The sequence below is a fragment of the Marivirga tractuosa genome, from assembly GCF_042140215.1.
Lineage (GTDB): Bacteria > Bacteroidota > Bacteroidia > Cytophagales > Cyclobacteriaceae > Marivirga > Marivirga tractuosa_A.
The window spans coordinates 4,362,118-4,388,546 of record NZ_CP159478.1 but is presented as its reverse complement, the minus strand read 5'-3'; the positions used below and the strand labels follow the sequence as shown (position 1 = coordinate 4,388,546).

Below are 26,429 nucleotides of genomic sequence, written 5' to 3'. Positions count from 1 at the left end.
AATTATAATTTACTTCTGCTCTTCCCAAGCAGTATTCATCTGGTCGATAATACCTAAAATCTCCTCTTTTCCAGTCTGTTTTTCGGCAGAACTAATAAAATAAGGAGGAAAATCTTCCCAGCTGCTCAGCATTTTCTTTTTGAAGACTGCTATATTTTGCTGTGTTTTATTTTTAGACTGTTTATCGGCTTTAGTGAAGATCAATGAAAGCGGCAATCCATTTTTGCCAATAAAGTCCAAGAATTCCACATCAGCTTTTTGGGGAGGTAGGCGAGAATCGATTAATACAAAGATGCAGACCAGATTTTCTCTGTTTTTTAAGTAATCACTAATCATCTTCCCCCAACCTTCATTGGTTTTTTTGCTCACTTTTGCATAACCATAACCAGGCAAATCCACCAAATACCACTTTTCATCCATTAAAAAATGGTTAATAAGCTGTGTTTTGCCGGGTTTTGAGGAAGTTTTGGCCAAATTTTTTCTATCTGTCAGCATATTAATCAAAGATGATTTGCCCACATTGGAACGGCCGATAAATGCATATTCTGGGAGATCAGTTTCAGGACTTTTTTTATAATCCGTATTGCTTATGATAAATTCTGCATTTTTTATTCGCTTCATTTTGCAAATATAATGGCTTTAAATGTCTTAGGAGCTTAAGTTTAGCAAAGAATTATTAGATTTAAGATAATTTTGTGTCAATGTAAGCTTTATGCAAAATGGATAATTTATTAAAAATGAGCTTTTTTGGTTTAAAATAGATATTTAAATGGGTTGTTCTGCTGAATATCAGATAGGTATTTAACTTTATTAAAATAATTTTAAACAGATGAAATAAGATGAAAGTGGCATAACATTTTTATATTTATTGCTCCATCTCGCAAAATTTTGAATAAAAAACACTAAGTTTTGCTTACTTTTTTTGATATAAGATAAAAAGTAGTTTAATTTAAGTGATTATTTTAGTGAAGCGACCTAACTCGCTATATTTTACCGAATTAAAGAATACGATGATATATAAATTTAGATTCTTTTTTGTTTTGTTGTTTAGTGTTTGTTTTGTCTTCCAAGTAAGAGCGCAAGAACCAAACCCTGAATTAGCTAAAGAATTTCTTATAACTGCTGAGGAGATTTTAAAGGAAACAAGAGCTTTAAATCAAGCGGTTGAGATGTATAAATTAGCTGCAGATACTGATCCCAATAATGTAGAAGCTAATTATAAAACTGGGGATACATATTTGCAAATAACAGAAAAGGCGAAAGCAACTCAGTTTTTATTACGTGCCTATCAATTAGATTCTGATTATAAATTTGACATGCTCTACAAAATAGGGCAGGCTTATCAATATGGCTATGAGTTTGATAATGCTATTGAATATTATAAAAAGTATAAGCAAAAGTTAGAAAGTAATACAGGATATAAAGGGGAAGATAGAACTCCAATGTCAGAAGTTGAAAGACGGATTGAGGAAAGTAATACTGGAAAAAAACTGATGGAAGACCCTGTTAATTACTCTATTACAAATGTTGGCACTGCCATTAATTCAGAATTATGGGATTATGCCCCTGTGGTTAATGCCGATGAAACGGTAATGATTTTTACTTCAAGAAGAGGACCAGATCAAGGGAACTTAAATGAAAACGTATTTGACGATAATTTCTTTTATGAAGATATATTTATCTCTAAAAAATCAGGTGGAGAATGGCAACCTGCAGAAAATATTGGCCCTGTGGTCAATACTAAATTTCATGATTCCAACCTAGGGTTTTCTCCAGACGGTAAAACGCTTTATATCTACAGCGATGAGGGAAATGGAGATATTTATTATACTAATAATTTATCAGAAGATACTTGGTCAGAGCCTGTAGCATTAAGTGATAATATCAATTCAAGTGGCTATAATGAAAAATCTGTATCTCAATCAGCAGATGGTAACACTTTGTTTTTTGCAAGTAATCGACCAGGCGGAAATGGTGGATTTGATATTTATTATTCTACAAAAAACAAAAAAGGAGAATGGGGAGCTTCCAAGAATTTAGGAAGAGTTATTAATACAGATGGAGATGAAGATGGGCCTTTTATACAGTTTGATGGGAAAACCCTTTATTTTAGTTCTACTGGACATGATGGTATGGGAGGCTATGATATTTTTAAATCAGAATATGATAGTGCTAGCAACCAATGGAGTAATCCTGAAAATTTAGGTTATCCTCTAAATACTCCTGATGATGATATCTATTTTGTAATGACTAAAGATGGAAAGACTGGTTATTATGCAACGGTTCGTGAAGAAGGAATGGGCTATAATGACATTTACAAGGTGAAAATTGGGGGTAGTGAAGATACTTCAGATAAGAAAGTGGCGAGTAAAAAAGCCAATGTAGATGAAGAGGAACAGGAATCCGAAAGAAAAGTGGAAAGCGTGGAAGTTGAGGAAACTCAAGAAGAAGAGGAAGTTACTACAGGTGCACCAGTTAAATTAATGGTGAGGGTAGTAGATGCCAGCAGTAATCAACAAATTGATGCTAGAGTTAAATTAAAGGGTCAGGCAGATAATATTACTGTACCAGCTGAAAGTGAGGATGATGGGATTTATACTTATATGATAGTGAGAGATGATCCTACAAATTTCATGCTATCAGCTGAGAAATCAGGTTACATATTTGCAAATAAAAGAATTACAATCCCTGCATCAAAAGGGGAGATACAAACAATTAGGCAAACCTTAAGTTTAAGCAAGCCTGAAGTAGGGACTTCCAAAACATTAAGAAACATATTCTTTGAATTTGGCAAGGCTACTTTTACTACAGAATCATACGAAGAGTTAAATAAAATGGTAAGCTTTATGGAAGCTAATTCACAGGTAAATGTTGAAATTGCAGGGCATACTGACAATATTGGTTCTGCAGCTGTAAATAAAAAGCTTTCCCAATTAAGAGCTAATAAAGTTGTAGATTACCTAACCAATAAGGGGATTGATAGAAGAAGATTAAATGCAGTTGGTTATGGTGAAGAAAGACCGATAGTAAGTAATGATGATGAGGTGATGGGTAGGGAGATTAACCGAAGGGTAGAGTTTATAGTGAAAGAGTAAATTTTAAAACATTATTTTGAATAATTAAAGGGGATGTTCATCATCCCTTTTTTGTTTGTGATTTTTATAATTTGAGATGGCGAGATGAAAAAGTATGCAATTATAGTGGCTGGAGGAACAGGAAAAAGAATGGGAGAAAGCCTTCCAAAGCAATTTCTTAAGCTTGGGGGTACTCCAATATTAATACATACTTTACAGGCTTTCTATACAGCTGACCCGGAAATAGAATTGATTTTAACACTTCCGCAAGAAGAAATCCAATTTTGGGATGAGTTGAATATTTGGCATCAAAATTATGTGGAACATAAAGTAGTAGCAGGAGGTGAAACCCGCTTTCATTCTGTGAAAAACGCATTAGAGCTTGTAGATGAAGGCTTAGTTGCAGTGCATGATGGGGTACGACCTTTTGTTTCTGCTAGCATAATCAATCAATCTTTCGAACACGCAGAAGACAAAAAAGCAGTGGTAACAGCCGTATTAATGAAGGATTCAGTGAGGCAGATAGATAATGAAGGGAAAAGTAAAAATATTGATAGGAGTTCTTTGAGAATGATTCAAACCCCTCAAACTTTTGAAGCGAAACTATTAAAATCTGCTTATAGTACCGATTTTAAACCCTCATTTACAGATGATGCTTCAGTGGTAGAAGCCTATGGGCATAAAATCACCTTAATTGATGGTGACTATCAAAATATAAAAATCACCACACCCGAAGATTTAATTATTGCAGAAGCTTTATTAGAAGCAAGGTAAGCTTAGAAGCTTACTTTAAATGTCGTTTAGTTAAGTTTTCTTTTAAGCCTCATCCTTGATCCTTCTCCAATCGGAGAAGGAGGTATGTCTTAACTAAACGACATTTAGCTTACCTTGCTAATATTCATCTTCGTTAAAAAAGAAGTCTTCTTTTGAAGGATAATCAGGCCATATTTCCTCTATGTTTTCATAGGGCTGTCCATCATCCTCTAATTCTTGTAAGTTTTCTACTACCTCTAATGGTGCTCCAGAACGAATTCCAAAATCAATTAATTCGTCTTTAGTGGCTGGCCACGGAGCATCTTCTAAGTATGAAGCTAATTCTAATGTCCAATACATATTCTACCGTATTTTTTTGATGCGCAAAAGTATGATAAAAAATTATAAATCAAAGCTTTAATTACATTTGACTTTACATGCATACTAAAATAATATGCGCAAAGTTCAAATTATTTTAAATTTTTGTTCAAATCACGAAGTTCTTCCATGATTTGTTGCTTTACGGCAAGCTTTCTTTTTTGTTTTTCATGTTTAAAGCCTACCATTTTATCTAACTTTTCAGTTCCTAAGTTAAATTTTTCTAAATTTTCTTCAAATACATTAAGCTCTCTTTGATCTCTAGAAATCAAATCTCTCAAAATATTCATTTTAAATTTTATAGCATCTTTTTCCTCTATGCCTTTCTTAGCTTTTCTTTCAAAAAGATTTTCTAAAAAGCTCTTTTCAAAAATATAATCATTTAAAGTGAAATATTCCTCATTTAATGACTTATTAAATGTCTTGCCTGAGTTCTTCCATTTTTGTTGAATAGCTTTTGCTGTCTCAACGGACTCAGTAGGGGGCATATTTTTGGCTTCCTTTAATTCTTCAATCAATGCCAGTTTTTCTTTGTCATTTCCTTCCTTTCCTTGTGATTTATGACCTTTAGAATTTCCCTTTTTCCTTCCAACTTGAGTGTATTTCTTGAATTCTTTCAATAGGGAGGCATATTTTTCTTTGGGTATATTCTCCAAGGATTTCCATTCTTCCACTAATACGTTACTTTTCTCAGCCAATTCCTCATCAGTTGATTTGTCATTTTGAAGATTTTTGGCTTTTTCAATAAGGGCTTCATATTGTTTTTCCCTAGCAGCCATCATTTCTTTCTTAGCTTCATGAAAGGCCTTTTTCTTTTCATAAAACTCATCATAAATAGCCTGAAAGGTGTTTTCTACTTCCTCTTTTTTGTCCTCTTCCACTGCACCTACTCTGATCCACCTTTGACGAAGCTCTTTAAGTTTTTCAGTAGCTTCTCTCCAATCAGGATTTGCAGCATAACTTTTTGCTTCCTCAATTAAAGTGGATTTTACCTCTAGGTTTCTCCTTCTATTTTGGCTGATGTAATCTTCCAACATCTTTTCCAACATCTCTAATCGATCTTTAAGCGCAACAAAATCACCTATCCCGTCAAAAGTGGAAAGAGATTCCTTTAAATTCAGAACTTTCATCAAGAAAGAGCCTTTATTATCTTCCGTTTCAATCTGATGTTGAACTTTGTCAACTTTTTCTTTGAGAGAATCAAAGCGATGCTGAAAAAACTGCAATGCAGTCGCCTCATCATCCTTTACTTCTCCTATCTCTCTCTGCGGAAAACCATCTTGTTCCCTTAAAATTACTTTTCCGCCTTCAATGAAAGCTAATTCTTGCTGTAAATCAGTCAAAATATTATAATTTGGTTTTTGTAAAATTTGGTGCAAAATTAAATTTAATTTGCAATATAGCCATAAGGTAGTTGTGTTATTACTAATGATATCACGTAATTTGATATTCTATTCAATATAAAGAGAAATAAAATAAGTTAAAAACTGATATGAGTGACGAAAAAATAATTTTTTCAATGGCGGGGGTCTCCAAGATATATCCTCCCAAGAAAACTGTTCTAAAAGATATTTATCTATCCTTTTATTATGGTGCTAAAATTGGAGTTTTAGGTCTAAATGGTTCAGGTAAATCTTCATTGTTAAGGATTATTGCTGGAATCGATAAGGATTATCAAGGAGAGGTAGTGGCTTCTAAGGAATATTCTGTGGGGATGTTAGAGCAGGAGCCTGAATTGGATCCAGATAAGACAGTGAAGCAAGTTGTGGAAGAAGGCGTGGCTGAAACGGTTAATCTATTAAAAGAATTTGAGGAGATTAATGAGAAATTTGCCGACCCTGAAGTGTTGGACAATCCTGATAAAATGAATGATTTGATTGAACAACAAGGGAAAGTTCAGGAAAAATTGGATCATGCTAATGCCTGGGAGCTAGATAGTAGATTAGAGCAAGCAATGGATGCTTTACGCACACCGCCTGCTGATTCGCCTGTGAAGAACCTTTCTGGTGGTGAAAAGCGTAGGGTCGCTTTATGTAGATTGCTCTTGCAAGAGCCTGATGTATTGCTTTTAGATGAGCCTACCAACCATTTGGATGCTGAGTCTGTGCATTGGTTAGAGCATCACTTGCAACAATATAAAGGAACCGTGATAGCCGTTACCCACGATCGTTACTTCCTTGATAATGTAGCGGGTTGGATATTAGAATTGGATAGAGGCGAAGGAATTCCTTGGAAAGGTAACTACTCCAGCTGGTTGGATCAGAAACAAAAAAGATTGGCTCAGGAAGAGAAATCTGAATCTAAGCGTCAGAAAACCTTACAACGAGAGTTAGAATGGGTAAGAATGGCCCCTAAAGCCCGTCAGGCTAAATCAAAAGCTCGTTTGAGTTCATATGAAAAGATGCTCGATGAGGAGGGTAAGGATAAGGAACAAAAATTGGAGCTCTTCATTCCACCAGGCCCACGTTTGGGAAGTAAAGTGATTGAAGCCAATGGAGTATCTAAAGCTTATGGTGATAAACTGCTATATGAAGATTTAAATTTCTCCTTACCTCAAGGTGGAATTGTTGGGATTATTGGACCAAATGGTGCTGGTAAAACCACTTTATTTAAACTGATAACTGGACAGGAAGTACCTGATGCTGGTAATTTTGAGGTAGGCGAAACCGTTAAAATTTCTTATGTTGATCAAGCGCATGATAATTTAGATCCAAATAAATCCGTTTGGGAAAATATTTCAGAAGGCAATGAATGGATTCAGTTAGGCAATAATAAAATTAACTCTAGAGCCTATGTGAGCAAGTTTAACTTTGCTGGAGGCGATCAGGAAAAAAAGGTTGGTGTATTGTCAGGCGGGGAAAGAAACAGAGTACATTTAGCCATGTCTATCAAACAAGAGGCTAACTTATTATTGCTCGATGAGCCAACCAACGATTTGGATGTAAATACGCTTCGGGCTTTGGAAGAAGGCTTGGAAAATTTTGCAGGCTGTGCAGTAATCATCAGTCACGATAGATGGTTCTTAGATAGAATTTGTACCCATATTCTGGCTTTCGAAGGTGATTCTCAAGTGTATTGGTTTGAAGGCAACTTCTCTGATTATGAGGAAAACCGTAAGAAAAGACTTGGAGACGATGCAATCCCTAAAAGGATTAAGTATAAAAAGCTTACAAGGTAATTTTATAAAGCTATAAATTGAAAAACCCACATGAGGAATGTATTTTCTTCATGCGGGTTTTTTATATCAATTTATTTCAACTCTATTTCCATTTACTTCTATTTCCGGTCTGACATGCGGTACTGACCTAATTACACTATTCACGTTCCGACCTGCTGTACCAATTTCCCGCTTTGGGGGCTAGGGGGCTAATCTTTAACCTCACTCATCCCCATAGCCTTCAGCATAAACCTAGGCAATGGCTTTTTAGGATCTCTTTTCTGAAGATTTAAGTACCAGCCTATTTTTTTCATAATTGGCACCTTATGGGTTTCCACAAATTCGATTAGAGCACCATCAGGATCTTCAATGTAGGTGAAATGACCAGCCGCCTCTCCCATATCAAAACTATTGGCTGAATCAACAGTGAATGGAAAACCTTTTGCTTCGCATTCTTCTTTTAGCGCTTGCATACCATTGATGTCATAACAAAGGTGGATATAGCCTAAATCCCCCCAGAATCTATTTTCGAAAATCTTTTTCGGTTGACGGTTTACGGCTACTACTAATTCAATCTCAGAGGCACCTAAAAGTGGACTAAATGCTCCTTCCATAGGTTTACTGTGGCGCAATAAAATTCTTTTTAGTTTTTTGTCACCACCAGGAACAGCCTTTAAATCATCAAAAACTCCTTCTTCCTCATAAATGACGGTATCATAGCCTAGTATGTCAGAATAAAGTGTGCGGGCGGTTTCAATATCTGTCACACCAATAATGGCGCCATTAGGACCGCCAGGTAAATCGGTTTTTCTTTGTTGAAACCATGAATTAGAAGTCACAATCTGGAAAATGTTGTCCCATGGGTCTTTCACGAAAAAGGTAGGTTTTCCGTAAGGATCTTTTTGTAATTCGCCTAAAACATTAAGTCCTCTTCTGTTGAAAAGTTCATACGTGGCTTCCACATTTTTACTTTTCATTTTAGCGATATTAATTCCCAAATCACCAAGCTGAGGTTCGAACTTTGGGCCTTCAGGTTTACGGGAAGTATATTGCCATATTTCAAAACCACCCCCACCTTGCATATTGATGGCTAAGATGGCATGTCGGCTTCTGGGTTCACCACCAGTGTAGGGCAACATCAAAGCAGCTTCAGCGGCTTCTTCGAAAACGGGAACACTCATCCCAAAATTTTGTCTGTACCACTTAAAGGCAGCCTGAACATCCGACACTCCTATTCCAATTTGCTGAATTCCGCTAATAATTTTCCCGCTCATGATTATGCTATTTTCTAATTTTGGCTAAAATAATGGAAATCGCTGAGACAGACTGAAAATCATAATAAAAAATTGTTTTTGTAGGCTTTATTTTTTGAAGTAAATACATCATGTACAAACAGAAATCCTGTTAATTGAAAATCTGTTTTTAACAAAAATCCGTGTAAATTAGACCCTTTAAATAATTAATGCATGTTAATCATCTTAGTATGAAGAAAATATTTACAATAATCATTTTATGCTTAGTTACACAATCATTAAGTGCACAAAGCTTGCAGAGTCCTGACCAAAAACTAGGATATGCATTGGGAGATAAATTCACGTTTCATCATCAAGTTGTTGATTATTTCACCTATTTAGCTGAAAATTCTGATCAGATTATCCTTGAAAAATATGGCGAAACTTATGAAGGAAGACCACTCTATTATGCAGTGATTTCATCTAGTGAGAACATCTCAAATCTTGATGAAATACAGAATCGAAATCTTGGACAGACGGGACTTAAGGGTGAACTGAATGGTGTCGCTGAAAAAGCAGTGGTCTGGTTGAGCTATAATATTCACGGAAATGAAGCCTCATCCACAGAAGCTTCTATGAAAACTGCCTATGAATTGCTTTCAGGTGGAATGGATAGTGAGGAATGGTTAAAAAACACGGTAGTCATTATGGATCCATGCGTTAATCCTGATGGAAGGGATCGATATGCTAATTTTTATAGAAGATATGGTGCTAAGGATTATAACCCCAATTTGGATGCAGTGGAACATGATGAGCCCTGGCCAGGTGGTCGACCAAATCATTATTTATTTGATTTAAATAGAGATTGGGCATGGCAAACGCAAGCGGAATCCAAAGCAAGAATGAAAGTTTACCATGAATGGATGCCGCATATTCATGTAGATTTCCATGAGCAATCGATTAATAGTCCTTATTATTTTGCTCCTGCAGCAGAACCTTTGCATGAAGTGATAACGGATTGGCAAAAAGATTTTCAGACACAAATAGGTCAGAATCATGCTAAGTATTTTGATAAAAATAATTGGCTTTATTTCACCAGAGAAAGATTTGATTTATTCTATCCAAGTTATGGAGATACTTACCCCACTTTCAATGGTGCTATTGGGATGACTTATGAGCAAGCAGGTAATGGAAGAGCTGGTTTAGGAGCCTTGACAAATATGGGAGACACATTAACTTTAAAAGATAGGCTGGAGCATCATTTCACGACAGGAATGAGTACTGTTGAGATTGCTTCTCAAAATGCTGAAAAGCTAAATAATGAATTCAGAAAATACTTTTCGAGAAACATTAACAATCCTGAAGATCAATTTAAAACATATATTATTAAATGGACGGAGGACAAAAAACAGGATATTGAATCATTGTTAGACTTTTTGGAAGATCAGAAAATAGAGGTTGGAGAGATAGGTAAAGAACAAAAATTAAGTGGCTATAGCTATTTTCAAAGGGAAGAAAGGAGTTTTCAATCAAATGAAAAAGATTTGGTTATCAGCGCTTATCAACCTAAATCCACCTTAATTCAGGCACTTTTCGATCCTAAGCCTAAGTATAGTGATTCATTAACTTATGATATTACGGCCTGGTCTATTCCTTATGCTTATGGATTGGAAACCTATGGCTTAAAAAATAGAATAAATTCTGAACCGATTGAAACAGTAAAATTTAATAAAGATAATTTGAAGTCAGCTTATGCTTATGCGGTGAAATGGAATTCATTTAATTCAGCTCAATTTTTAGCAGAAGCGCTTCAAAAGGATATTAAAGTTAGAATTGCCTATAAAACCTTGAAATTCAACAATGAGCAGTTTAATAAAGGGAGCTTAATTATTACTCGCACAAATAATGAACGATATAAAAACCTGAATGAAGAATTATTAAAGCTTTCAAATAAGTATGAATTAGAAGTTTATCCAATATCAACTGGGTTTGCAGATCAAATTTATGATATAGGATCATCAGAAATCCAATTTGTAAAAGCACCAAAAATTGCCGTTTTAATGGATGAGGGAGTTTCCTCTTTAGCTTATGGTGAAATATGGCATTTCTTTGAACAGTCTTTGGATTACCCTATTCACAGTATCCGTATGAATAGTTTTAATAGAATCGATATTTCAGAGTATGATCAGATAATTTTACCATCTGGTAGTTATTTCAATTTATCAGATGAAGGAAAAACTAAATTAAATGAGTTTGCCAATTCTGGAGGTAAAATTATAGCAATGGGTTCAGCTATTTCATTATTTGCTGATCTGGAAGATGGAAAATTAAAATCAAAAAAAGCAGATTCATCTGAGGAGGCCTTGGCTTTATATGAAAATGCGGAAAGAAAAAGATTGTCTAGCAGTATTTTCGGAGCTATTTATGATGTTCAAATGGATAATAGTCATCCGCTTGCATTTGGCTTAGGAAATCAATATTTCAGCTTGAAAACTTCCGGGAAGGCATACGATTATTTGCCTAATGGATGGAATGTAGGGGTCATTAAAACAAATAATAGTCATATTGCAGGCTTTGCCGGGTATAAAGCAAAAGAAAAGCAGATTAGTAGTATGGTTTTTGGAGTTGAAGCTAGAGGGCGAGGTGAAATTGTTTATTTACAAGACGATCCACTTTTCAGAGCATTTTGGCATCAAGGGAAAATGTTGTTTGCCAACGCCTTGTTTATGGTTGGGAATGATTAAAAAATTGAGAGTATAAAAAAGGCTGTTTTTAAGATTTAAATTCAAAAACAGCCTTTTTTATTTTTAATTGTAAATCATCTAGAATTCATACTCTGGTAATTTCTCCAAAATATCCTCTGCCATATCTTCTAAAGTGAACTTTGGTGTCCAATTCCAATCCTTTTGTGCTTGACTATCATCAATGCTGTTTGGCCAAGTGTCTGCAATCTTTTGTCTGTAATCTACATTATAAGTAATCTTAAAATTAGGATGCTGCTTTTTGATTACTTCATAAATATCTTTTGGAGTGAAACTAAGGGCTCCTAAATTATAACTTGATCTTACACTAATGTTTTCTGCAGGTGCTTGCATTAAATCAATGGTAGCTTTAATGGCATCAGGCATATACATCATCGGTAAGTAAGAATCTTCCCTTAAGTAGCATTCAAAATCTTCTCCATTCAAGGCTTTATGAAAAATATCAACGGCATAATCAGTAGTACCTCCGCCTGGCAATGATTTATACCCGATCAATCCTGGGTATCTTAAACTTCTTACATCCAATCCATATTTTTCATGGTAATAAGCGCACCATCTTTCTCCTGCTAATTTGCTGATGCCATATACAGTGTTTGGATCCATTACGCAATCTTGAGGAGTGTTATCTACGGGAGAATTAGGCCCAAAACAGCAATTGAGCTAGGCCAATAAACCTTTGAAAGCTTTTTCTTTCTTGCCACTTCCAATACGTTTAAAAGACTTTGCATATTAAGGTCCCATGCAAATATTGGGTTTTGTTCTCCTTTTGCAGATAAAATAGCTGCGAGCATGTATATTTCAGTGATCTGATATTGATCAACAATTTTAGCCAGTTTTTCAGCATTCATAACATCTAATTGCTCGAAAGGCTCATTGGGAAGAGGCTCCTTTCTTGGGGCTTGAATATCGGAAGCAATAATATTTGTACTTCCATAAATAGCCCTTAATTCAGCTGTTAATTCTGTGCCAAGCTGACCATTTGCTCCTATTACTAATATTGTATTCGTTTCCATTGGTAAAATTTTGCACGAATTTCGTTATTTTATTTTGCTAAAAAAATAAATGGAATGAATTGACATTTTTATGTGTTGAAAGGCTGTATTAGGTTTGTGCTTATTTAGAAAAAAAATAAATAAGCAGAACTACTTACATCTATTTTATTTCCTGTGACTTAAAAGTTATTTTTGCGTATTCGTTTAGAATTATGAAAGAAAATTTCAAAGCAATAAGTTTATCATTCAAGAATGCCCCAATTGAAATTAGAGAGCAAGTCTCTCTTAATGACGAGGCTATTGGTAGATTATTGAATTATTTCAAAGAATTCACTACTGTTTCCGATGTTTTGGTATTGTCAACTTGCAATCGAACGGAGGTATATTATTTCAATGAAAAAGAACTATCTGAAGATATCATCAAATTAATAGGGATAGAAAAGGGGATTAGTGATTTTGAATCCTTTAGACCTTATTTTGAAGTGATCAATGAGCATAATCATGCAGTTGAAAGATTATTCAGGGTTTCTATGGGACTTGAAGCTCAGGTAGTAGGTGATATTCAAATTTCAAATCAAGTAAAAAGAGCTTATCAGCTTTCTGCAGATTTACAATTAGCTGGCCCTTTCTTGCATCGTTTGATGCATACTATTTTCTTCACGAATAAAAGAGTGGTACAAGAAACTCCATTTAGAGATGGAGCAGCTTCGGTATCCTATGCTGCAACTGAGTTAGTAAAAACTTTAACTGCGGATATTAAAAACCCAAGAGTTTTAGTATTGGGTGTAGGTGAGATAGGAGAAGATGTTTGTAGAAATCTTGTGGGTGACAATAGGCTTTCTGTTAAAATAACTAATAGAACAGAAGATAAAGCAAAGCAATTAGCTGCTGAATGTGACTTTGGAGTACATCCATATACCGAGTTGTGGGATGGAGTACAAGATGCAGACGTCATAATTTCATCTGTTAGTGCATCTGAACCGATTTTCACTAAGGATAAAGTAGATGCTTTAAAAATATTAAGCTTTAAATATTTTATTGATTTATCAGTTCCACGCTCCGTAAGCAACGAAGTGGAAGAAAATCCAGCTGCATTGGTTTTTAATGTCGACAGTGTAAAAAGCAAAGCGGATGAAGCATTAGAGAAAAGAATTTCAGCAATTCCTCAAGTTGAAAAAATCATTGAAGAATCTATGGAGGAATTCAATGATTGGTCAAAAGAAATGGCTGTTTCTCCTACTATTAATAATCTGAAAAATGCACTGGAGCAGATCAGACAAGAGGAATTAGCACGGTATTTGAAAGAGATCGAAAGTGAGGATTGCAAAATTGTTGATAAGGTAACAAAAAGCATGATGCAAAAGATTTTAAAATTACCTGTACTACAATTGAAAGCCGCATGTAAAAGAGGAGAGGAAGAGACCTTAATAGGTGTTTTAAATGATTTATTTAATCTTGAAAAAGATACTGTAAAAAAGTAAATCAATATTCCTTGTAGGATAAAAGCTTATCCTCTATTTTTGCTAAAAATTATAAAGAGAAAGATATGTTTTACGATATACCTGTAACAGAAGGAGCCAATACATTTTTTTGGATTTTAGTCACTTTAGTGGGGCTAGTAAATGCAATTGCATTTATCGATAAGAGAAACACAGATAAAGAGGAATCAGAATCGTAATTTTTCCGGTTTTGATGAGTTATAATAGTATGAAAAAGATTTCCATAATTTTCATACTTTTTTTATGCCTTTCTATAAATTTTGACCTTAAAAGTCAATCATACATAGGGGTTCGTGGTGGCGTGAATATACCTTCCGTCAATTTTTCAAATTTTGTTAGCGGACCTGTCATTATTGGTTTTAAGACTGAGTATTTTGTTTCCCCTAGTTTTGGTATTTCCTATCGGAATATGCAATCTGATAAAATTGGGGTTCAAGCCGATTTGAATTATTCTACCAAAGGTTGGGGTCAACTTACCTTTATGGAAACCAATACCTTTATTACAAAAATTAACTATCTGGAATTACCATTCTATTTTCATTGGCAATTATTTGGCACTGAGAGATTCAAATTTTTTCTAGATGCAGGAGTTTATGTTGCTTGGGCATTAAGTGCAGAGCAGGTCATTGCAAATGATCTTGATTTATTTGAAAATCAAGTTACTTATACGGTAGAAAACGACAACCGAGGTGATTTCGGGATTTATGGAGGTGCTGGAGTTTCCTATGACTTTTCTATTTTCATTCTTCAACTTGACGGAAGTTTTAAATCAGGTTTTGCGAATATCCTACCTGTAAATCATTTTATAAAAGAGAATCCTAATGTTTCTACTAATCAAGTCCCTTCTGTTCAGCTAAGTTTGTTATTCCCAATTTCGAAAGATTGAAACAATAGGAGATTGTAAACTTAAACTTCCCTATTTTTTTTGTTATTATTATTAAACAAAACTACTATTGTTTCAGTGTAATGTATATTGGAATTAAATGACTTGAACATGAAAAAATACTTTTTTTTATTCTTATCTATATTTTACTCTTGTTTAATATTTGCTCAGCAAAAGCCAATCGAAATCTTTTATGAGAAAACAGATGAAGGTTTCATGTTTTTCGGGAAAAATATAGAACAGGTTCCTTATACTGTTAAAATTGATTTTAAAAATCTGAAGAACCTTTCAAGTAAAACAAGCGAGAAAAGTTTTGTGAGAACTATTCCACCAAATACTTCAAAACAAAAGGTTTTAGAGTTGAAGAAAATTAAAATGGACAAAGGAACATCTTTTGATTTTAATTTCCTCTATACAATCGGTGACCCCTCACTTAAAGTTGATGAAGATTATCCTTATTTATTGCCTTATCAACATGGTAAAAGAGTTCGAGTTGGCCAAGGTAATAATGGAGCAGGAACCCATAGAGGTATAAATGCCATAGACTTCAATTTAGAAATAGGGGATAGTGTTTTTGCTGCACGTAGTGGATTGGTAATAGAGGTAAAGGAAGACTCTAATACAGGAGGGAATGACCCAAAATATGAGCCATATGGTAATTTCGTTAAGGTTTATCATGAAGATGGAACTCTGGGTAGTTACGTACATTTAGTCCAAGATGGAAGCTTGGTCGCAAAAGGTGACAAAATTGAAAAAGGCCAACTTATAGGGATTAGTGGAAATACAGGCTGGAGTTCAGGGCCACATCTGCATTTCATGGTGGCTCAAAATAAGAATTTTCAAAACTTCACCCTTCCCATTAAATTTTTAAATCATAAAGAAGAGCTTTTTATCCCCTTAGAATCAAAAAGCTATTATGCATATCATCCTGGAAAGCCAGAATTTGAAGCGCAGGATAGTTTCCAAGAATCAGAATTCGAATCAAAGATGGAGCCTTCCGATTTAAACAATGCAATTGAGTTTGATACTGAAGAGTATGGTGAATATGTATTGATTTATGTCAATAACGGAATGAAGAGTGAAATGAGTGGAGTCTTAAAATTGCAATTGAAAAACCTTGTCAGTACTAAAAAATTGCCTTATAAATTTACTGTTCCGGCTAAAACCAAAATGTATCTGTTAGCTTTAAGTCCAGATGATAGTGCTTCATCCTTTGGGTACCAACTCTCAGGAGAATTTAATTAGATTATTGAATTTGACTTCAACCCAAACATTCAATCAACGTATGTAGCAACATGGAAAAAGCAAAATTATTATATTTTTATGATCCCTTGTGCGGATGGTGTTTTGGATTTAGTCCAGTAATAAAAAAACTGGAGAAAGAATTTCAAGGACAAATAGATTTTGAAGCCATAAGTGGTGGAATGGTTCTCGGAGAGAGAGTGAAGCCTCTTAGTGAAATGAAGGACTATCTTAAGGAAGCAATGCCTCGTTTAGAAGAAATGACAGGTGTGAAATTTGGACAGCCTTACTTGGATATTTTAGAAGAGGGAAGCTTAATGCTTAATTCTGAATTACCATGTATTGCCATGACGGTTTATAAATCCATGACAAATCAATCCAATATTGAGTTTGCCTCTGCTTTGCAGTCAACTTTATATGAAAAAGGAATAAACCTTAATGAAATAGACAATTATCAGGAATTAGTCGAAAGCTTTGATTTACCTTGGGAAGTATTTAAAAGTAAAATGCAAGACCCAGCTTACAAAGAAAAAACTTACCAAGAATTTCAAATTGGTCAGCAAATGGGAATTGGCGGATTTCCATCTGTTGTTCTAAGTATTGGGAATCAAGGATATTTAATTGCTAGAGGTTATAGACCTGAAAATGAAATGAAAAAGGTGATTGAAGAGGTTTTAAATAAAGAAATAGCCAACTCAAAATAAAGATATTATATTTCGCATAGTTTTGGTTACCCCCAACCGTTAGTATAAGAATAGTAGCCGACTGCGTGGCACTTTCCTGTCAAGTCACATGAAAGTTGAAGCGGGCTACAACTCTTGAATTTACTACTATCTCGGCTATTATTTTTATACATTGTGTGTGCCTAGCATGGCACGAGTTGAAAGATACTCAGATTATCTTGAGGGTGCAAGTCCCTTGTATGCGAGCAGCGAAGCATACTAGCAAGTGGCAAAGCCTGCCCCGTACTTTAGTCGGGGGTCGGATGAAGTGATTCATTGACTGAAGGAAGCCAAACGGCAAATCCCTGTTCTGACGAACAGAAACTACATACGGAGGCTCAACAACCGTGGTCGAGCAAGCACATCATTGCAAAGGCCGTGCTGTCAGTGGTGTTGGGTAGATGTAGCAGAAATAGGGAGAAAGATAAGTGCCTTACCTAGGGAGGTCTCTAGATGTCTGGAACATCGAAGAGAAGTCAGCAGAGGTCATATTAGTTGACAGTAACGAGCAGGGAATGCTAAATCCATAACCCTGATGGTCTCACAAGTCAATGAAGGACTGAACATTGGATGCTGTTTTAACCGTCTGCGCAGGCAGGTTCGAATAGGAGTCCGCTAATTGTGGGTAGCCTATCCTTAAGCAAACAGCTTGTAACAGTTTAACGCCTATGATAGGCTCCTCTTGAAAAATGCTTGAAGCAGCGAACGTTTAGGGGGTATAATAATTTAATTTCTTTACCTCATGCATTTTTACATCCTAAATCTGATTTTAACCTCTTGGATTAGTACAATTTCAGCTCTCAAGCAGCTTGATTTTTTCCGTTTTTTAGCGATTGGACGTACCTGTCCTGTAAAATAATGTGATGTTCATTTTTTTCTTGTCAGGCTGCCAGTCGGACTGGGGGAGAAATTTTGTTCAAGGCCAGTTTCTTGGCGTTTGATGCCATAACACCAAAGAACACCCATACCCTTTCGTTTTGAGCGCCCCTTGCTTTTATTTTCCTTAACCCATAGTGGTTTTTATGGTTCCCAAAACTTCCTTCCAACACCGTTGACCTGTCCTTGTTAAGTTCTGCCTGTAAGGCTTTTTCGGGCTTGCTTAATTTGACGAGGCCTTTTTTGGCAAAGTTGGTGAAGATATGTTTAGAGGTAATGTAGCGCCTGTTTTCATTTGTAGGGTATATCTTGTCGGCAGACAGTTGGTGCAGTTGCCCAAAAAGCATCCTATGCTTTAAACAGCTTATCTTAAGTCTTTTACATTCGTTATAGGCATTAAAGTCCATCAGGTCAAAATACTGAATACCTCCTGTTTGTAGCATGTGGACTTTCATCCCAAATTCCACGGGCTTGTTCTCCTTTCCCCTTACTATTGGGCGAACATAGGGCTTATAGAGTGAAACAATGCGGTCTTTTACCTTTTCGCCAGGATTATTGAACAGGTATTCTTGTTGTTGCAGTACTTTTTTAATGGTGCGGATGTAGCCGTACTGGTGGGAAGTAAGTATTACTTCCGGATGAAGGTTGAGAAAATCCTGCAATTGCCCCAGCCCTTTGCCCAACAGGTAGATCAAGCTCTTCTTACGGGCCTTCCCTTTTTTTATGCTCTTCTTGCGCAGCCTATCATAGGTGAGCTGTTTGCGCTTTTGATCAATAAACTTGTTCCTCGGTCTTCTTTCACCGGTAACCTTGCAAAGTTTGAAAAGCAGTTTTTCATATACCCATTGATTGGACTCCCATAATAACTTTACATCTGTGGGAAAACGGATGCAGCTCTCATAGCAGGTGGCATCCATGGACAGCACATGGGTGTTCTCTATGTCATCCTTCCAATGATTGAGCAAAACTGTTTGCAACTGGTTTAAATCCGCATGCTTTGCAATATGGGTCCTTACCCTTGAAGGCAGGTTAGAATCTTTAATGAGTTTACCATCAGCCAGTGGCCTGTTGCAAAATATTTGCAAAGACCAATCGGTATTGAAACGCTCTATCAACTGGTGGTCGCTCAAGTTCAGGTAATGCTTTAAAAACATCAGGGCAAACATGCCCTCATTGCTCAACCATCTGGGAGCACCTTTACTGTTTTCATCCTGCGGAGGGAGACATTCTCCCAGTTCTTTTAAAGGAAGCCTTTCGTGTACTTTTCCGATTTCGAGTGTCTTGAAAATATACCATTTTGGAGAAACTATTGATTTGAGTGGGAATAAATTCAGCTGTGCCATATATTGCAGTTGTTATTTGTTTTTTTCTCAACTACAATATAACACAAAACCCCGAAAATTGCCATATATGGCGAAATTCGGGGTTTTAAATTAATTTTCCCTGGTTTTAATTCATTGAAAAACAATTATTTATATCTATCCAAGGGGAGCCTATGATAGAACAAGTACTAAAGCGGAAGAACCTGCTCAAAGCGCACCGCCAAGTGGTTCGCAATAAAGGGGCATCAGGAGTAGACGGCATGTCAGTCCAGGAATTGACCTCACATATTGAGGCTAATCGGGACAGGATATTGACCGACATCCTGAACCACCGCTATGTACCCCAAGCTATCAGAGGCGTTGAGATTCCCAAAAGCAATGGGAAAGTAAGACTGTTGGGAGTTCCCACGGTAACAGACAGGTGGTTGCAACAATCCGTTAGCCAAGTTTTGATGAGCAAGTATGAACTTGACTTTGAAGACCTCAGTAATTTTACCTTCTCGCAATACAATCATCGGACTATTCTTTTCTTTTTTGAACAGAACTAGCTTTCTATAAGTCTCTTCAAGTCCTTTTACAATTTTATCGCGTTCTTCTTTTAATTGCTCTTTAGTTCCGATAATATTTTTCTTTTAACTTCTTCCATTGCAAAACATTGTTGACTGTAATTTCATTCATCGACCCTTCTGCAATAATTTCATAGCTATATAAAAGCTTATTTAATGGCGCTTATTTCTTGTTAGAATTTGTTATTTCTACTTCAGTTCCTTCTGGGTCAATTCCTCTAATTATGTATCGCATTGTATGCCCTTCATTGTCAACTGAAACTATTTGAAAATCTAATGTCTTTCCATCATAAGCAGATTCTGCTAATGTATAATCTACTAATAGCCTTCTTTTCTCCCCAGGCAATAATTTATTGTCAGGGTGATTGTTCAAAATCGAATGTTTGAAATTGCTTTCATTATTTAACTTAAAGTATATTGCATAAATAGTAGCTTCAGTTCTATTGATGAAAGAAAAATTTAGATATGGATAATCATCTGGAACCATGAATACCTCTTCATTTATATCAAGTATTAAATTTTGGTCATTTAATACTAGTTCAGTATGTTTTTTTGTATCAATCCCATATACTGAAAATATTGAGTCATTAGAATTCACAAATTTAAATGTATAAGTACCATGAGTTTTTAATTTGAGCTTTTGCATATATTCGAGTGTATCGATTACTATTTCTGGATCTTCAGGTTTAATATTACTAAACCTGGTACTCATGCTGAAGGAGTTAGTATTTCTATTCTTATCTCTCTCCTTAAATACTAAAACTGATTTAAATTCTCTTTTAGTTTCGTTAATAATTTTCAATGTTTGGGAATGAGCCCTATTGTAAGTGAAAAAGCTGATTACAATAAAATATATTAGTTTGGTTTTCATAAGTGCTTTATTTAATTCTGACTCCACTCTATAAATTCTTGGCTGATTAAAAGTATAAAAATTTGCGTTAACTACCGAGGTAATCCGCAGGATTGGTTTATTAAATTAACTTTTACCAATAACCAATAATTCAAGTATAATGATTTCGGGCTAATAAAAAGGAATGCAGGTCCTAATAGATGCACAAATTGGTAAACTAGAAATTGTAATCCTCGAATTTAGCGGTACATGCCTAGGCATCTGCCCTACTTGTAAAAAAGGAAGGCTACAGACCGTGGCCGTATTCGACCAAAGAGGCCGCCAAAGCACTGGCTCAAATAATTACAGGCACATTAAAAAATGAAACGGCTGTGGGCGTAATGGGAAAACTATGCCCAAAAAGCACCAAATCACCCGAAAAACAGCCTTTTTCAACCTTAAAAAATCAAAAAGATCAAATCGACAATAATGAAAAACCTGATTTGATTATTCCTCATGCTTAGAAGCACCCGCTTTTGAGCCTTGATATTCACCATCCATACTTCGATTTTCCCATAGGGGCCTGTAGTTCTTGCTAGCCTCTGATTCGCTCAACATTGCATTCATGTTGGGTCGTACCGACCACACGAATGCTTAGTTGTTGATAAACGTATTTTTTTTTCAACTATTTGTATTTATTGTTTCCGCTATTACTTATTCATCTGCCCCAATTTTTCAACTTTATTCAACCATTTAGCTCTAAACTCTTCTGTAGAAAGGCGTATAGGACCAATGGCTGTAATTCGCACTTTTTTCACACCAATATAATGCAATGTTCCTTTTTTCATTGCATAGTGGCTAGGGCTTTTATAAACAAATTTGTAAAACCAAGTTGGCTGATCCATTGTGCAAATTATTCTGGCAGATTTACCTGTCAGGCACTTATCCGAAAACAATGAGTTTTCTCTTTTTTTAAAAGCAAATCCAGGAAGTAAAATCCGATCTAAAAAGCCTTTCATCATTGCAGGGACAGAACTCCACCAAACAGGATATACCCAAACTATATGGTCTGCCCATTTTAATTTATCCTGTGCATCTAGTAAATCTGGTTCTAGTTCAGTTCGTTTTCTATATCCAAATTCTAGGTTAGGGTTGAAGTTCAGTTTTCGGATATTAATTTCTTTTATCTCAGCATTTGATTTTTCAGCACCTATTTTATAGGCTTCTGAAAGTCCAAAACTGAAGCTTTCCTTGTCAGGATGTCCGTTTATAATGAGTATTTTCTTCATCTGCTTAGAAATATTTTTTGATTTTTGATTCAAATTGTGTTCCTGTTAAAGTTTCTATTTTGAAGAATTTATAGAGTATGAAAGTGGTAGGAACGGTCAAAAAGAAGCTACAAATTGCAAAAGTGGCAATGCTACAAAGCACAGCTAAGATTTGCGATCCAAGTTCTCCCAAGTAATTTTGTGCGAGAAAAAAAAGATAGGTGGCTTCTGAATAGTCATAAAAGCGAACGGTGGTTTCGTAGATAAGCCAAGCAGGATAAAACCATTTTCTTATAGGTTCCCACCATTTTCCCCAAATTGATCTTAGCTGTAAATTTTGTTCTTCCATTTGTAATTATTTATTACAAAGGTCAAACGAATGGAAGCGGTATCATTTGATATAGATCAAATTCGGTTTTTAGGGCTTCTTATTCTACTCAAAGTTTCAAGTGTAATTCCCAAATAAGAAGCAATATGCGTGAGCGGAATTCTGTTTGTTATGTCAGGATAAATGGTTAAAAGGTGCTTGTACCGTTCCTCCGCTCTATTGAATTGAATAGTATACAATCTTTCGCACAATCCTAACATAGTTTCGGTCACCACTTTGGTTATAAAGCGTTCGAAATCGTGATATTTATTAGTGAGCATATCTACAGTGTCTTTTGTAAACTCAATAACTGTTGAATCTTCAATAAACTCAACATAATGAGGACTCGGCTCTTTACTGAAAAAACTTACTATAGAAGCCATAATCTGATTTTCAAAAGCAAACCAGTCAGAAATGTCCTTTCCGTCTTTCAGGTAATAGGCTCTAGAGCTGCCTTGCATAATGAGATATCCTTTTTTAGAAAATTGTCCTTCACGAACCACAATTTCCCCTTTTTTAAACATGCTAATTTTTGAATTGGCAATAAATTCCTGCTGGCATTCATTGGATATTGGCGAATAAATTTCTCCAATTTTATTTAAGATTTTTTCAATGTTCATTTTTATTGATTGCAATTTTTCGATTTAGTACAGAGGTTCGTTTTAATGTTTGCCAACGCCACTGTATAAATTCTTGGCTGATTAAAAGTATAAAAATTTGCGTTAACTACCGAGGTAATCCGCAGGATTGGTTTATTAAATTAACTTTTACCAATAACCAATAATTCAAGTATAATGATTTCGGGCTAATAAAAAAGAATGCAAGACCATCATAGATGCACAAATTGGTAAACTAGAAATTGTAATCCTCGAATTTAGCGGTACATGCCTAGGCATCTGCCCTACTTGTAAAAAAGGAAGGCTACAGACCGTGGCCGTATTCGACCAAAGAGGGCCGCCAAATCACTGGCTCAAAAAATTACAGGCACATTAAAAAATGAAACGGCTGTGGGCGTAATGGGAAAACTATGCCCAAAAAGCACCAAATCACCCGAAAAATAGCCTTTTTCAACCTTAAAAAATCAAAAAGATCAAATCGACAATAATGAAAAACCTGATTTGATCATTCCTCATGCTTAGAAGCACCCGCTTTTGAGCCTTGATATTCACCATCCATACTTCGATTTTCCCATAGGGGCCTGTAGTTCTTGCTAGCCTCTGATTCGCTCAACATTGCATTCATGTTGGGTCGTACCGACCACACGAATGCTTAGTTGTTGGTAGTAGTTTTTTTAATAGTCATCTTCGGTATCATTCTTTTTGATTGGCGCTGGATATTGATAATCCGATCTTATTTCCGTGTGTTGTATTTCACCACCTGTTGTTCCGGTCTCTTTGCCGAAATAGATAACTACAAGGGCAAAAATCAAAATTCCAATATTTAAGAAGTTTGAAAATGATTTTTGTTTAATGCTTGCCCAAAGTCCGAGTAATGAAAGTCCACCTAAAATGTAAGTTAGAATTGAGAAAAGTTCTGCCGACTTTTCGTGTCTTTCAATGAAGTTTTCTGTCACACCGCTAATGTTCTCAACAATTTCTTCTGCTCCTTCTCCGCTTGTCATAGCTGCAATTGAAGTCAAAGAACCAATTATAAAAATCAGAAATGCCGTTCGCTTTACTGCATCTGATTTGTATATCAAACCTGTAATCATAATGATTACTGCTACAATTGGGAAAATGATGGGTAAATGATTTACCACTAAATGAAAATGTGCTTCGTTCATATTTTTTATTTTTTTAAGATTATACATTAACGCCAAAAATGTATCCAACTAAAGCGGATAAACCCATTGCAATTGTTCCCCAAATTACAATTCTTATCACTGCTTTGCCTATGCTTGAACCACCTGTCTTTGCCGAAACTGCACCAAGTATAATTAGAGATAAAATTGTAAACCCGTAAAGAAAATACTCCATTGTTTCGACAGGGGCAAAGAGTGTAACCAATAGGGGCAGAAGTCCACCAATCGTAAAAGCTGCACCCGAAGCAAAAGCGGCTTGAATTGGGTTTGCTTGACTAATTTCGTTAATTCCTAATTCATCCCGAATGTGTGTCCCCAAAGCATCTGATTCTGTTAACTCTTTTGCTACTTGTAAAGCAGTTTCCTTTTTCAGTCCACGTTTTTCATAAATCTCTCCAAGTATTTTCAATTCCGCTTCGGGCATTTTTTTCAGTTCGTCTTTTTCTCTTTCAATATCTGCTTTTTCAATGTCTGTTTGAGAGCTAACAGAAACATATTCGCCTGCTGCCATAGAAAGTGCTCCTGCCACAAGTCCTGCAACAGTCGCTAAAAGAATAGGGTCTCTTGTCGTGCTTGCAGTTGCAACTCCGATTGCAAGACTTGATATTGATATAATTCCGTCATTTGCTCCAAGCACTGCTGCTCTTAACCAATTACTACGGTGTATATAATGACTGTCTAAATAATTGTCAATTGTTATCATTTTGTTGTTGTTAGTCTGTCTTTTGAAATTACTGCCAACGGTCTCGTGTATGAGCAGTAGCGGATTTTAAGCCACTAAACTGTCAGATAGCACCGACCTTTGATTTATAGATTTACGTTTCAAAATAGCACTAAACCCGCTATTGCTCATACACAATGTGTGTGCCTAGCATGGCACGAGTTGAAAGATACTCAGATTATCTTGAGGGTGCAAGTCCCTTGTATGCGAGCAGCGAAGCATACTAGCAAGTGGCAAAGCCTGCCCCGTACTTTAGTCGGGGGTCGGATGAAGTGATTCATTGACTGAAGGAAGCCAAACGGCAAATCCCTGTTCTGACGAACAGAAACTACATACGGAGGCTCAACAACCGTGGTCGAGCAAGCACATCATTGCAAAGGCCGTGCTGTCAGTGGTGTTGGGTAGATGTAGCAGAAATAGGGAGAAAGATAAGTGCCTTACCTAGGGAGGTCTCTAGATGTCTGGAACATCGAAGAGAAGTCAGCAGAGGTCATATTAGTTGACAGTAACGAGCAGGGAATGCTAAATCCATAACCCTGATGGTCTCACAAGTCAATGAAGGACTGAACATTGGATGCTGTTTTAATTCGAATAGGAGTTCGCTAATTGTGGGTAGCCTATCCTTAAGCAAACAGCTTGTAACAGTTTAACGCCTATGATAGAACAAGTACTAAAGCGGAAGAACCTGCTCAAAGCGCACCGCCAAGTGGTTCGCAATAAAGGGGCATCAGGAGTAGACGGCATGTCAGTCCAGGAATTGACCTCACATATTGAGGCTAATCGGGACAGGATATTGACCGACATCCTGAACCACCGCTATGTACCCCAAGCTATCAGAGGCGTTGAGATTCCCAAAAGCAATGGGAAAGTAAGACTGTTGGGAGTTCCCACGGTAACAGACAGGTGGTTGCAACAATCCGTTAGCCAAGTTTTGATGAGCAAGTATGAACTTGACTTTGAAGACCACAGCTACGGGTTTAGACCGGAGAAGAATATCCATAAGGCAGTGACACAAGCCTTGAAGTACATCAATGATGGCTATCAGGACATAGTAGACATAGACCTAAAGGGATTTTTCGATGAAGTAGACCATGCAGTATTACTGGAACTCCTCTACCAAAAGGTCAAATGCCGTACTACCTTGAGGCTAATCCGCAAATGGCTTAGAGCCCCGATATTAATTAAAGGGAAGCTAATTAGGCGCAGGAAAGGAATGCCGCAAGGTTCGCCCCTTAGCCCATTACTGTCCAATATTATGTTGGATGTGCTGGACAAGGAATTTGTAAGAAAAGGATACAGATACGTCCGCTATGCAGATGATTTCAGTATATACACGAAATCAAAAGCAGAAGCCAAGAGGATAGGGAACGAGGTTTATCTGTTTTTACAAGATAAGTTGAAACTGCCTATCAACAAGGAGAAAAGCGGGATCAGAAGACCGAGCAACTTTGAGTTGCTGGGTCACGGATTTGTACCCACTTACAAGAAAGGTGAAAAGGGTAAATACCAGTTGGTGGCAAAGAAAAGCAGTTGGGGTTCGCTCAAGCGTAAACTCAAAGGGATTACCAAGAAAACCAGACCGTACAAATTTGAAGAACGGCTCAAGAAACTGGCAGAAATATGCAGGGGGTGGGTCAATAATTACCGACTCGCCAGCATACAAGCCAAGCTCAAAGCCCTCGATGAGTGGCTACGGAACCGACTTCGATATTGTATATGGCATGACTGGAAAAAGCCAGAGAGGAAACGTAAAAACCTGATTCGACTAGGGGTAGATAAAGACCATGCCTACGCATGGAGCAGGACAAGAAAAGGAGGCTGGGCAGTAGCCCAAAGTCCAATCTTGATAACCACTATCACTTTGTCAAGACTTAGGAGAAAAGGGTATGAATCAATGCTTTCCTATTACTTAAGGACGCAAGTAGTCATTCAATGAACCGCTGTATACGAGACCCGTACGTACAGTGGTGTGAGAGGCGCACCGT

The 26,429-nt window shown here is 36.3% G+C and carries 22 protein-coding genes and 1 pseudogene; 11 read left to right on the top strand and 12 right to left on the bottom strand.

The features are described from left to right. Window positions 1-9: 9 nt before the first annotated feature. Window positions 10-621, bottom strand: coding sequence for a ribosome biogenesis GTP-binding protein YihA/YsxC (gene yihA / locus ABWH96_RS19560; RefSeq protein WP_375579174.1), 612 nt, complete (start codon window positions 619-621; stop codon window positions 10-12). A gap of 389 nt (window positions 622-1,010) precedes the next feature. Here yihA and ABWH96_RS19555 point away from each other — a divergent pair, with 389 nt between their 5' ends. Further along, a complete protein-coding gene (locus ABWH96_RS19555; RefSeq protein WP_375579173.1) occupies window positions 1,011-3,095 on the top strand; it encodes an OmpA family protein in 2,085 nt (694 codons plus the stop codon). A gap of 84 nt (window positions 3,096-3,179) precedes the next feature. Further along, on the top strand, window positions 3,180-3,848 hold the full coding sequence (locus ABWH96_RS19550; protein ID WP_375579172.1) for a 2-C-methyl-D-erythritol 4-phosphate cytidylyltransferase: 669 nt from the start codon (window positions 3,180-3,182) through the stop codon (window positions 3,846-3,848). Window positions 3,849-3,965: 117 nt separating this feature from the next. On the opposite strand, the gene ABWH96_RS19545 is transcribed toward ABWH96_RS19550, so the two are convergent. Both ABWH96_RS19545 and ABWH96_RS19540 read right to left on the bottom strand, forming a co-directional pair. Further along, window positions 3,966-4,187 carry a DUF2795 domain-containing protein gene (locus ABWH96_RS19545; protein ID WP_013454973.1) on the bottom strand — a complete coding sequence of 74 codons (222 nt, stop codon included), beginning with the start codon at window positions 4,185-4,187 and terminating at the stop codon, window positions 3,966-3,968. Between the two features lie 110 nt (window positions 4,188-4,297). Beyond that, window positions 4,298-5,548: a DUF349 domain-containing protein gene (locus ABWH96_RS19540; RefSeq protein WP_375579171.1), complete on the bottom strand. Its 1,251-nt coding sequence runs from the start codon at window positions 5,546-5,548 to the stop codon at window positions 4,298-4,300. A gap of 149 nt (window positions 5,549-5,697) precedes the next feature. On the opposite strand from ABWH96_RS19540, the gene ettA reads away from it, so the two are divergent. Then, window positions 5,698-7,383: an energy-dependent translational throttle protein EttA gene (gene ettA / locus ABWH96_RS19535; protein ID WP_375579170.1), complete on the top strand. Its 1,686-nt coding sequence runs from the start codon at window positions 5,698-5,700 to the stop codon at window positions 7,381-7,383. A 188-nt stretch (window positions 7,384-7,571) separates the two neighbouring features. On the opposite strand, the gene ABWH96_RS19530 is transcribed toward ettA, so the two are convergent. Then, on the bottom strand, window positions 7,572-8,636 hold the full coding sequence (locus ABWH96_RS19530) for a VOC family protein (protein ID WP_375579169.1): 1,065 nt from the start codon (window positions 8,634-8,636) through the stop codon (window positions 7,572-7,574). A 209-nt stretch (window positions 8,637-8,845) separates the two neighbouring features. On the opposite strand from ABWH96_RS19530, the gene ABWH96_RS19525 reads away from it, so the two are divergent. Continuing rightward, the gene (locus ABWH96_RS19525) at window positions 8,846-11,338 is read left to right on the top strand and encodes a M14 family metallopeptidase (protein WP_375579168.1); all 2,493 of its coding nucleotides are present in this window, start codon (window positions 8,846-8,848) and stop codon (window positions 11,336-11,338) included. A gap of 78 nt (window positions 11,339-11,416) precedes the next feature. Here the strand turns inward: ABWH96_RS19525 and ABWH96_RS19520 are convergent. After that, window positions 11,417-12,369, bottom strand: a pseudogene (locus ABWH96_RS19520) (NAD-dependent epimerase/dehydratase family protein). A gap of 191 nt (window positions 12,370-12,560) precedes the next feature. Here ABWH96_RS19520 and hemA point away from each other — a divergent pair. The 5 genes from hemA (at window position 12,561) to ABWH96_RS19495 (ending at window position 16,676) form a co-directional block, all read left to right on the top strand. Then, window positions 12,561-13,829 carry a glutamyl-tRNA reductase gene (gene hemA, locus ABWH96_RS19515; RefSeq protein WP_375579167.1) on the top strand — a complete coding sequence of 423 codons (1,269 nt, stop codon included), beginning with the start codon at window positions 12,561-12,563 and terminating at the stop codon, window positions 13,827-13,829. Between the two features lie 65 nt (window positions 13,830-13,894). Beyond that, window positions 13,895-14,026 carry a hypothetical protein gene (locus ABWH96_RS19510; protein ID WP_013455077.1) on the top strand — a complete coding sequence of 44 codons (132 nt, stop codon included), beginning with the start codon at window positions 13,895-13,897 and terminating at the stop codon, window positions 14,024-14,026. Between the two features lie 29 nt (window positions 14,027-14,055). Beyond that, window positions 14,056-14,733 (top strand): porin family protein, encoded by a 678-nt coding sequence (locus ABWH96_RS19505; protein ID WP_375579166.1) that lies wholly within the window; start codon window positions 14,056-14,058, stop codon window positions 14,731-14,733. 108 nt (window positions 14,734-14,841) lie between these two features. After that, on the top strand, window positions 14,842-15,975 hold the full coding sequence (locus ABWH96_RS19500) for a M23 family metallopeptidase (protein WP_375579165.1): 1,134 nt from the start codon (window positions 14,842-14,844) through the stop codon (window positions 15,973-15,975). A 50-nt stretch (window positions 15,976-16,025) separates the two neighbouring features. Next, window positions 16,026-16,676 carry a DsbA family protein gene (locus ABWH96_RS19495; protein ID WP_375579164.1) on the top strand — a complete coding sequence of 217 codons (651 nt, stop codon included), beginning with the start codon at window positions 16,026-16,028 and terminating at the stop codon, window positions 16,674-16,676. 899 nt (window positions 16,677-17,575) lie between these two features. Here the strand turns inward: ABWH96_RS19495 and ABWH96_RS19490 are convergent. Then, entirely contained in the window at window positions 17,576-18,913 is a 1,338-nt protein-coding gene (locus tag ABWH96_RS19490) for a transposase (protein WP_375579163.1), read from the bottom strand. A 203-nt stretch (window positions 18,914-19,116) separates the two neighbouring features. On the opposite strand from ABWH96_RS19490, the gene ABWH96_RS19485 reads away from it, so the two are divergent. After that, window positions 19,117-19,440, top strand: coding sequence for a hypothetical protein (locus ABWH96_RS19485; protein WP_375579162.1), 324 nt, complete (start codon window positions 19,117-19,119; stop codon window positions 19,438-19,440). Between the two features lie 181 nt (window positions 19,441-19,621). Here the strand turns inward: ABWH96_RS19485 and ABWH96_RS19480 are convergent, their stop codons facing one another. From ABWH96_RS19480 to ABWH96_RS19455, 6 genes are all read right to left on the bottom strand, one after another. Further along, on the bottom strand, window positions 19,622-20,329 hold the full coding sequence (locus ABWH96_RS19480; RefSeq protein ID WP_375579161.1) for a hypothetical protein: 708 nt from the start codon (window positions 20,327-20,329) through the stop codon (window positions 19,622-19,624). A gap of 668 nt (window positions 20,330-20,997) precedes the next feature. After that, complete coding sequence (locus ABWH96_RS19475; protein ID WP_375579160.1) at window positions 20,998-21,576, bottom strand: NAD(P)H-dependent oxidoreductase; 579 nt, start codon at window positions 21,574-21,576, stop codon at window positions 20,998-21,000. Between the two features lie 4 nt (window positions 21,577-21,580). Further along, window positions 21,581-21,904 (bottom strand): hypothetical protein, encoded by a 324-nt coding sequence (locus tag ABWH96_RS19470; protein WP_375579159.1) that lies wholly within the window; start codon window positions 21,902-21,904, stop codon window positions 21,581-21,583. A gap of 56 nt (window positions 21,905-21,960) precedes the next feature. Continuing rightward, the gene (locus ABWH96_RS19465; RefSeq protein WP_375579158.1) at window positions 21,961-22,542 is read right to left on the bottom strand and encodes a Crp/Fnr family transcriptional regulator; all 582 of its coding nucleotides are present in this window, start codon (window positions 22,540-22,542) and stop codon (window positions 21,961-21,963) included. 671 nt (window positions 22,543-23,213) lie between these two features. Continuing rightward, a complete protein-coding gene (locus ABWH96_RS19460; RefSeq protein ID WP_375579157.1) occupies window positions 23,214-23,705 on the bottom strand; it encodes a hypothetical protein in 492 nt (163 codons plus the stop codon). 19 nt (window positions 23,706-23,724) lie between these two features. Next, on the bottom strand, window positions 23,725-24,426 hold the full coding sequence (locus ABWH96_RS19455) for a VIT family protein (protein ID WP_139067685.1): 702 nt from the start codon (window positions 24,424-24,426) through the stop codon (window positions 23,725-23,727). Window positions 24,427-25,099: 673 nt separating this feature from the next. Between ABWH96_RS19455 and ltrA the strand changes: the two genes are divergently transcribed. Beyond that, on the top strand, window positions 25,100-26,380 hold the full coding sequence (gene ltrA / locus ABWH96_RS19450) for a group II intron reverse transcriptase/maturase (RefSeq protein ID WP_375579156.1): 1,281 nt from the start codon (window positions 25,100-25,102) through the stop codon (window positions 26,378-26,380). The last annotated feature ends 49 nt before the right edge of the window (window positions 26,381-26,429 follow it).

Excerpts from the sequence above, each read along its gene's own strand:
- yihA (WP_375579174.1), bottom strand. The coding sequence starts at position 621 with ATGAAGCGAATAAAAAATGCAGAATTTATCATAAGCAATACGGATTAT.
- ABWH96_RS19555 (WP_375579173.1), top strand. The coding sequence starts at position 1,011 with ATGATATATAAATTTAGATTCTTTTTTGTTTTGTTGTTTAGTGTTTGT.
- ABWH96_RS19550 (WP_375579172.1), top strand. The coding sequence starts at position 3,180 with ATGAAAAAGTATGCAATTATAGTGGCTGGAGGAACAGGAAAAAGAATG.
- ABWH96_RS19545 (WP_013454973.1), bottom strand. The coding sequence starts at position 4,187 with ATGTATTGGACATTAGAATTAGCTTCATACTTAGAAGATGCTCCGTGG.
- ettA (WP_375579170.1), top strand. The coding sequence starts at position 5,698 with ATGAGTGACGAAAAAATAATTTTTTCAATGGCGGGGGTCTCCAAGATA.
- ABWH96_RS19530 (WP_375579169.1), bottom strand. The coding sequence starts at position 8,636 with ATGAGCGGGAAAATTATTAGCGGAATTCAGCAAATTGGAATAGGAGTG.
- ABWH96_RS19525 (WP_375579168.1), top strand. The coding sequence starts at position 8,846 with ATGAAGAAAATATTTACAATAATCATTTTATGCTTAGTTACACAATCA.
- hemA (WP_375579167.1), top strand. The coding sequence starts at position 12,561 with ATGAAAGAAAATTTCAAAGCAATAAGTTTATCATTCAAGAATGCCCCA.
- ABWH96_RS19510 (WP_013455077.1), top strand. The coding sequence starts at position 13,895 with ATGTTTTACGATATACCTGTAACAGAAGGAGCCAATACATTTTTTTGG.
- ABWH96_RS19505 (WP_375579166.1), top strand. The coding sequence starts at position 14,056 with ATGAAAAAGATTTCCATAATTTTCATACTTTTTTTATGCCTTTCTATA.
- ABWH96_RS19500 (WP_375579165.1), top strand. The coding sequence starts at position 14,842 with ATGAAAAAATACTTTTTTTTATTCTTATCTATATTTTACTCTTGTTTA.
- ABWH96_RS19495 (WP_375579164.1), top strand. The coding sequence starts at position 16,026 with ATGGAAAAAGCAAAATTATTATATTTTTATGATCCCTTGTGCGGATGG.
- ABWH96_RS19490 (WP_375579163.1), bottom strand. The coding sequence starts at position 18,913 with ATGGCACAGCTGAATTTATTCCCACTCAAATCAATAGTTTCTCCAAAA.
- ABWH96_RS19480 (WP_375579161.1), bottom strand. The coding sequence starts at position 20,329 with ATGAAAACCAAACTAATATATTTTATTGTAATCAGCTTTTTCACTTAC.
- ABWH96_RS19475 (WP_375579160.1), bottom strand. The coding sequence starts at position 21,576 with ATGAAGAAAATACTCATTATAAACGGACATCCTGACAAGGAAAGCTTC.
- ABWH96_RS19470 (WP_375579159.1), bottom strand. The coding sequence starts at position 21,904 with ATGGAAGAACAAAATTTACAGCTAAGATCAATTTGGGGAAAATGGTGG.
- ABWH96_RS19465 (WP_375579158.1), bottom strand. The coding sequence starts at position 22,542 with ATGAACATTGAAAAAATCTTAAATAAAATTGGAGAAATTTATTCGCCA.
- ABWH96_RS19460 (WP_375579157.1), bottom strand. The coding sequence starts at position 23,705 with ATGAACGAAGCACATTTTCATTTAGTGGTAAATCATTTACCCATCATT.
- ABWH96_RS19455 (WP_139067685.1), bottom strand. The coding sequence starts at position 24,426 with ATGATAACAATTGACAATTATTTAGACAGTCATTATATACACCGTAGT.
- ltrA (WP_375579156.1), top strand. The coding sequence starts at position 25,100 with ATGATAGAACAAGTACTAAAGCGGAAGAACCTGCTCAAAGCGCACCGC.